Origin of the sequence: Congregibacter sp. (genome assembly GCF_045107095.1) — a bacterium.
In the GTDB taxonomy this organism is placed as follows: domain Bacteria; phylum Pseudomonadota; class Gammaproteobacteria; order Pseudomonadales; family Halieaceae; genus Congregibacter.
The window spans coordinates 38,409-45,247 of record NZ_JBGCFU010000121.1; the positions used below are offsets into that span (position 1 = coordinate 38,409).

Consider the following 6,839-nt stretch of genomic DNA (forward strand, 5'->3'; position numbering starts at 1 on the left):
GCTGCTATAGCAAGGGAGCGATTACCAAACTCACAATTGCCATCACGTTAATCAGAATGTTCATGGATGGGCCCGACGTATCTTTGAAGGGGTCACCCACGGTATCGCCCACCACGCAGGCAGAGTGCGTTGGTGAACCTTTACCACCGTGGTTGCCTTTCTCGACATACTTCTTGGCGTTATCCCAGGCGCCTCCGGCGTTTGCCATCATAAGAGCCATAAGTACGCAGCCTAGCAGCGCGCCCCCAAGCATGCCACCCAGCGACGCTGCGCCAAGTCCCATACCTACGACTACAGGGGCGGAGACAGCGATAGCGCCTGGCAGGATCATCCGACGAAGTGCCGCAGTGGTCGCAATGTCCACACAGCGGGCTGTGTCGGGCTCGGCAGTGCCCTCGAGGAGGCCGGGAATCTCATGAAACTGACGTCGGATCTCGTTGATCATGTCGAAGGCGGCATCACCCACCGCCGTCATGGTGATCGATGCGATAAGAAAGGGAATGGTGCCGCCAATAAACAGCCCTACCAGAACCGTGGGATCCGAGAGTTCCAGAGAAAAGCCCGGGTTGTTCACCTGCACCGTCTGCACAAAGGCGGCAATGATCGCCAAAGCAGCTAGCGCGGCAGCCCCGATGGCGAAGCCCTTACCGATTGCAGCCGTGGTGTTGCCCACCTCGTCGAGGCCATCGGTAATGCGCCGGGTGTCTTCACCCATACCTGCCATCTCTGCAATGCCGCCTGCGTTATCTGCAACCGGACCATAAGCGTCAATAGCCATAGTGATACCGACGGTAGAGAGCATGCCGACTGCGGCGATACCCACGCCGTAAAGACCTGAGAGCTCTGTGGACACCCAAATGATCGCGGCTAGGAAAAGTACCGGCAGAACAACTGATTCCATACCTACCGCCAATCCGCTGATCATGACCGTTGCAGGTCCTGTATCACCAGCCTTAGCGATTTTGCGGACGGGGTGAGAGCCTGTGTAGTACTCGGTAATCAGCCCGATGAGCACGCCGCCGATAGCACCTGCGACAACCGACCACCACACGTTCATGTCGAGTCCCATCTCTTGCATCATGAGCCAGGCAATACCGGCAAACACGGCAGGCGCGATGAGCGTACCGGTGCGCAGCGCAGCCTCTGGTGCGGCGCTGGAGCGCATACGAACGATAAGAATACCCAGTACCGAAGCCACCAAACCGATAGTTGCCAGCGCTAGAGGCAGGAACATCATTTCTGCCTGCTTATCGATGGCCATAGTTGAGGCGATGGCGATGCAGGCGATCATGGAGCCGCAGTAAGATTCGAAGATGTCTGAACCCATGCCGGCAATGTCACCTACGTTATCCCCCACGTTGTCTGCTATGACGCCAGGGTTGCGCGGATCGTCTTCAGGAATCCCCGCTTCCACTTTGCCCACGAGGTCTGCGCCCACATCGGCACTCTTCGTGAAAATGCCTCCACCTACGCGGGAGAAGAGGGCTACTACGGAAGCGCCCATACCAAAACCATGGATAGCGTGAGCCGTTTCTGGATCGCCTCCAAAGTAGTAATAGAGGCTTCCGAGGCCAATGAGGCCGAGCGACGCAACGCAGAGCCCCATGATGGATCCACCGTAAAAGGCGATCGTTAACGCCTGGGCTTGGCCATGATTGTGTGCCGCAACAGCGGTGCGCACATTCGCTTTTGTAGCCGCGAACATACCGAGGAATCCTGCTGTTGCAGAAGATACAGCGCCCGCCGTGAAAGCAATGGCGGTATTAGTGCCTAAGGGCGAAACAAAAATACCGAGCAGCAGTACGGCTGCGAACATCGCAAGCATTTTGTACTCGCGCTGCATGAACACCATGGCGCCCAGATGAATCTGGTCGCCGATTTTTTTTACATTACCGTCGCCATGGTTATGGCGGATCATGATGTGATAGATGATGAATGCCGCGATGAGACCGACGGCGCCCACAATCGGAGGATAGAGCAGGTAGTCAAAGAACATATTGCGTACTCCTTCTTATTGTTTTGATGCCCTCTCAGTATAGAAAAGAAAAGGCGTAAGACGAGGAGAGATTTGCTAGCGCTGTTCAGTGCCTTCAAAAGTCCTTTTTTGAGTTTTAGAGGTAGCGCGCTTTTGCCCGGATGCGCTCAGGCTGCAGCAGTCGCACTCCGATCGAAATCGGGTACGACGCGCTTGATGACGCTCCAATAACCATCGGCGACGGCGTCCGGGTAGTCCTCATAAAATCCGCGGGCGCTGAGCTCCTTGTGAAGGTTCTCCAGCTGCCAGAGCGGTACGCTGGGCAAAAGATGATGCTCGATATGAAAGTTCACGTTGTTTGGGCACAGGATTAATCGCTCTAACCAGTTTGCGCGCGTAGTGCGAGTGTTGCCGCGAGGATCCATTTCATAGAGCGCCGTGACATTGCCATGCTCGGCAACTTGTCGAATGCGCGCCACCAAAGGGTAGCTGGTTAGGTAAGCCGCGACCCAAAGTAAATAAAGCCAGGTCGCACCGCAGAGCCAAAGGACCGCCAGCAGGGCTGCATTCGCAATCAAACCCTGACGAAGCGCACTGTTACCTTCGCCACTGCGCATCATGATTCGATTCCCGGCGCCGCTTAACAGACTTGTCAGCTGCCTGACACCTGTCTGACCCGTGACATCTCTTAAAAGCTTCCGACGAAAGCTGTCCGCGGCAATGGGGTACTTTCGATAGTTGGGCAAATCAGGATCCTGATCCGTGCCCGCAAGACGGTGGTGCTCGCGGTGTGAGGCCCCGTAGGCATCACAATCACCCAAGACTGGATAGGCTCCGAGCCACTGCCCCAGGACTTCATTGAGTTTTTGGGTTTTGAATAGTGTCTTGTGACCGGCCTCGTGCATCAGAATGGACAGGCCGAGTTGCCGGCCTCCCAGAAGCAGGATCGCCAGGGCGATGGTGAGTGGGTTGGTCCATAGCGCGACCATGGCAAACACGGCGACGATTCCCAGCCAGCTTTTGAATATCAGCCACAAGCCAACGGCATCGCTGCGACGCGTGTAGTGTTTGACTTCATCCCGGCTAAGATAATCTGACGCTTTCATGGTGGTGTCCTTTTGAGAGCCTCAAAAGTAACATAGAAAATAACAATGCGCATATTTTTGTTATATTTATCGGTGCTAAGATTCCTGCATGTTTGATCCCACAACGTATAAGTGGCCGACGCCGAAGCGTCTCGTCCTTTCTCTTCTTAGCTCGCCGGACCTCGCCGAAATCACAGCGCGTGAGTGTTTGCATTGGGGAGAACTCTTTGCCATTGATCCCACGGCTATGCGCGTTGCTCTTGGACGACTGGTGAAGTCCGGTTTTTTGCGCAGCGTCTCCCGAGGTCGCTACGCCATAGGGGACCGAGGCAAGGTTTTGAGTGAAACCGCGCGGCGTTGGGTTTCAGCGGAACAGCGCGTAGGCCCCTGGGATGGACGCTGGCTCATGGCGCATACCGCCCATTTAGGGCGCCGAGACAAAACCACCTTAAGGGTGCGAGAGCACTCACTGGAGCTTGAAGGTTTTGCTGAGCTGCATCCGGGTCTCTGGTGCCGGCCTGCCAACTATCTCGAAACCCCTGCGGAAACCCGAGGGCGACTTGTTGAGTTGGGTCTGGAACCAGGCGCCGTAATCTTGCGGGTTGACTCACTGTTGGGAGCGACCGTTCCGACCAGCGTTCTTTGGTCCGGGGCCATGCTCGAGGAGCGGTACAAAGCGCTGACGCAGGCGATGCTAGATAGCATGGGCCGAGGAGACGCGCAGGAGAGTGACGCTTTGGCGAGGGAGACTTTCCTGTTAGGTGAGGCGGTCATTCGTCAGGTCACGAGCGATCCTCTATTGCCCGATAGCATGATTGACGTTACGGCCCGGCGAAAAATGCATCAAACGATGGTAGCTTATGACGCGTTTGGGCGAGATGCCTGGGTACGGTTTCAGAGTTACAGCGCATGACGCTGTGAGAGCGCCCCCTTTTTTTAACTCGCACAGTAGGTTTAATGAACTATATGGACACCTCGATACTATGAGTGAGACACAGTATGAACCGCCCAAGGTATGGACCTGGGATACAGAAAGCGGTGGCAAATTTGCCAGCATCAATCGTCCAATCGCTGGAGCGACCCATGACAAGGAACTGCCAGTGGGTGAGCATCCGTTTCAGCTCTACTCTTTGGCGACCCCGAATGGGGTGAAGGTAACGGTGATGCTGGAGGAGCTCCTGCAGCTGGGTATAAGCGAAGCGGAGTACGACGCCTGGCTAATCAATATCCAGGAAGGCGCTCAGTTCAGCAGTGGCTTTGTCAGCGTTAACCCCAATTCAAAAATCCCTGCCATGGTCGATCAGAGTGGCGACACCCCGGTACGTCTATTCGAGAGCGGCGCGATGCTCTTATATCTTGCAGAAAAGTTTGATGCGTTTCTGCCGAAAGATTTGGCTTCCCGGGCTGAGTGTTATTCGTGGCTCATGTGGCAGATGGGCAGCGCGCCGTTTCTGGGTGGTGGCTTTGGCCATTTCTATGCCTACGCCCCGGAGAAGTTTGAGTACCCCATCAATCGCTACGCGATGGAGGTAAAGCGCCAACTGGATGTCTTGGACCAAAATCTCTCTGATCGCGCTTATCTGTGTGGCGACGAATACACTATCGCCGATATGGCTACCTTCCCTTGGTATGGCGCGCTCGCCATGGGCAAACTTTACGAAGCCGCAGAGTTTCTCGACGTGGCCTCCTACAAAAACGTCATACGCTGGTCTGAGGAAATCTTTGAACGTCCCGGCGTGATTAGGGGGCGCTGCGTTAATCGCGCCTGGGGGCCGGAAGAGGAGCAAGTTCTGGAGCGTCACAGCGCGGCCGACATAAAACGATGAAGGCGGCGGTCGCTATGTTGATTCGAGCGATGGGTCTGGTAATCGGGATTGTTTGGGCAGGAAGTGCCCTGTCTAGTGATTGGGAGACCCAGTTTGATGAAGGCGGTGTGCAGGTTGATACTCGTGATGTCGATGACTCCAACTACAAGGCTTTTCGAGCAACAGCCCTGATAGCCGCCTCTCCCGAGGACGTTCTTGCTCGGCTCCGTGATATTGAGAGCTATCCCGATTGGTTTCCGGACACAGTGGAGGCTAGGCGACTGGAGCTTGACGGTGATGACTGGGCCAATTACGTCCGCACGGATGCGCCCTGGCCCGTAAAGGACCGCGACGCAATTTACACGCAAAACCTGGAGCGTAGCGGTTCCTCTATAAAGATAGTTGTAGGAGTCGCACCCGACACGGTCCCGGAGTCTGGCGACGCTGTACGTATTCGAGCCGCTGCTGGCTTTTGGGAGCTGAAGGACAGCGACGGCGCTACTGCTTTGCACTGGGAGTTTCATGTCGAGCCGGGAGGTAACATTCCCAGCGGCCTGGTGAACGCGCGAGTCATCGAAACACCTAAGGCAGCCCTGCAGGCGCTAAAAGAGTATTTTGAGAGTTAATAGCTAAGCTGGCATCCGAAGATAATCCGCCTGTTCCCACCCCAGGGGATAGCGGGAACACCATGCGACAATACGCCGGCAATAAACCGGCATTAAACGAGAGACACAACATGATTGTTTTGAGCGTCAACGGTGAGCAAAGGGAGCTGGATGTAGATCCGGCTATGCCCTTGCTTTGGGCCATCCGAGAGAATCTCGCTATGACAGGTACCAAGTTCGGCTGCGGCATAGCGCAGTGCGGTGCTTGTACCGTGCATCTCAACGGGCGGGCGATTCGTAGCTGTGTAACCCCCGTTTCAGCGGCGGCTGGAGGTGAAGTCACCACTATTGAAGGTTTGGCCGATCTCGTTCCGGGCGATGCTATGCATCCCTTGCAAAGCGCGTGGATCGAAAAGCAGGTTCCTCAGTGCGGATACTGCCAGTCAGGTCAGCTTATGAGCGCCGCGGCGCTGTTGGATAGCAATCCAAATCCCGATGATGCAGCTATTGATGCGGCAATGTCTGGCAATGTGTGTCGCTGTGGAATGTATCCGCGCATAAGGGCGGCGGTGAAGTTGGCCGCTTCCCAGCAAGCGGCGGTGGTACAAACCTTTGACCCCGCTTCAGACGGCAGTAGCGAGGTGGCGAATCATGGGTAAGTGGACGAGACGCGCATTCATCACCACCGGCGTCCTCGCGGGAGGCGCTCTGGCCGTAGGCGTAGCAATTCGCCCCGGTCATCGCGCGCCAAAGGTCGCGGGTCAGGTCACCGAAGATGGTGAGGTCCTGGTGAACATGTGGGTCAAAATCGACCCTCGGAACAAGGTCACGCTTGTCGCTGCGCATAGCGAGATGGGGCAGGGTGCCCAAAACGCGCTAACCCAAATGCTTGCTGATGAACTAGACGCCAGCTGGGAAGACACGAGCTTTTTAGAAGCACCGGCTATTGATGAGTACGCAAACTGGGCTTTGGGCAAAGGGTTTCTACTCGGAGATGCGGATATTCCTAAGGCCTTGGTCCCGACTGTCGATGGCGCCATGCTTCAGATCATGAAAGCCATGAAGATGCAGATCACCGGAGGCAGCGCCTCTATCCGCGCTACTGGCGTCTATGGCGTTCGTGTAGCCGGTGCTGCTGCCCGAGAGATGCTGATCAACGCGGCCAGTGAGGCCTGGGGCGTTCCCACCGCGCAGTTGGATGCACGCGATACCCACATCATCGATAGGAACTCGGGTAAACGAGCTCCTTTTGCGGAGTTTGCTTTGGCTGCGTCGCAAATGTCGCCGTCACCTACACCAGCGCTCAAAACACCGGAGCAGTTCCGCATTATGGGGAAGAGTGCTCCCCGCCGCGATATACCTGCCAAGG

6 protein-coding genes and 1 pseudogene are annotated in these 6,839 nt (G+C 56.0%); 5 read left to right on the top strand and 2 right to left on the bottom strand.

What is annotated here, in order from left to right; genetic code table 11:
- Positions 1-4 precede the first annotated feature (4 nt).
- Both AB8B76_RS14665 and AB8B76_RS14670 read right to left on the bottom strand, forming a co-directional pair.
- Entirely contained in the window at positions 5-1,996 is a 1,992-nt protein-coding gene (locus AB8B76_RS14665) for a sodium-translocating pyrophosphatase (RefSeq protein ID WP_405273611.1), read from the bottom strand.
- A gap of 146 nt (positions 1,997-2,142) precedes the next feature.
- A complete protein-coding gene (locus tag AB8B76_RS14670) occupies positions 2,143-3,081 on the bottom strand; it encodes a fatty acid desaturase family protein (RefSeq protein WP_405273613.1) in 939 nt (312 codons plus the stop codon).
- Positions 3,082-3,169: 88 nt separating this feature from the next.
- Here AB8B76_RS14670 and AB8B76_RS14675 point away from each other — a divergent pair, with 88 nt between their 5' ends.
- The 5 genes and pseudogenes from AB8B76_RS14675 to AB8B76_RS14695 form a co-directional block, all read left to right on the top strand.
- Positions 3,170-3,973: a PaaX gene (locus AB8B76_RS14675; RefSeq protein WP_405273614.1), complete on the top strand. Its 804-nt coding sequence runs from the start codon at positions 3,170-3,172 to the stop codon at positions 3,971-3,973.
- Positions 3,974-4,043: 70 nt separating this feature from the next.
- The gene (gene yghU / locus AB8B76_RS14680) at positions 4,044-4,886 is read left to right on the top strand and encodes a glutathione-dependent disulfide-bond oxidoreductase (protein ID WP_405273615.1); all 843 of its coding nucleotides are present in this window, start codon (positions 4,044-4,046) and stop codon (positions 4,884-4,886) included.
- A 14-nt stretch (positions 4,887-4,900) separates the two neighbouring features.
- Positions 4,901-5,491 carry an START domain-containing protein gene (locus AB8B76_RS14685; RefSeq protein ID WP_405273616.1) on the top strand — a complete coding sequence of 197 codons (591 nt, stop codon included), beginning with the start codon at positions 4,901-4,903 and terminating at the stop codon, positions 5,489-5,491.
- Between the two features lie 110 nt (positions 5,492-5,601).
- A complete protein-coding gene (locus AB8B76_RS14690; RefSeq protein ID WP_405273617.1) occupies positions 5,602-6,129 on the top strand; it encodes a (2Fe-2S)-binding protein in 528 nt (175 codons plus the stop codon).
- Positions 6,122-6,839 (top strand): annotated as a pseudogene (locus AB8B76_RS14695) (xanthine dehydrogenase family protein molybdopterin-binding subunit); the annotation flags it as partial. The gene AB8B76_RS14690 and the pseudogene AB8B76_RS14695, both read left to right, overlap by 8 nt.